This window comes from Teichococcus aestuarii, from assembly GCF_003116135.1.
Lineage (GTDB): Bacteria > Pseudomonadota > Alphaproteobacteria > Acetobacterales > Acetobacteraceae > Pseudoroseomonas > Pseudoroseomonas aestuarii.
On sequence record NZ_PDOA01000093.1, the window covers coordinates 1 to 409 of the forward strand.

1 protein-coding gene is annotated in these 409 nt (G+C 68.9%); it reads right to left on the minus strand.

The genetic code is table 11. The annotated features are described in order from the left end of the window. Positions 1-409: IS66 family transposase (locus tag CR165_RS24295; RefSeq protein WP_146202055.1), on the minus strand; the 409-nt coding region annotated here is incomplete at both ends.

Below are 409 nucleotides of genomic sequence, written 5' to 3' on the forward strand. Positions count from 1 at the left end.
GGCGCTGGCCCAGCACCATGGCATGAGCTCGTCGATGCGACTGTTGGGCCAGCCGTTGACGAGCCGGGTCAGCAGGTCGGTGAAGTAGCGCTGCGGATCGACGCCGTTCAGCTTGCAGGTCTCCACCAGCGAGGCGATGGCGGCCCAGCGGGCGCCACCATCGTCGCCGCTGGCGAACAGGGCATTCTTGCGGCTGAGGCAGATCGGGCGGATCGCCCGCTCCACGGTGTTGTTGTCGATCTCGATGCGGCCATCGTGGAGGAACTGCTCCAGTCCCGTCCTGTGGTTCAGCGCGTAGCGGATCGCTTCCGCCGTCGGACTGCTCCGCGGCAGGCGCGTGAGCTGGGCTTCGAGCCAGGTGAACAGCTCCGCCACCAGGGGCCGACTGCGGGCCTGGCGCACCGCCAGG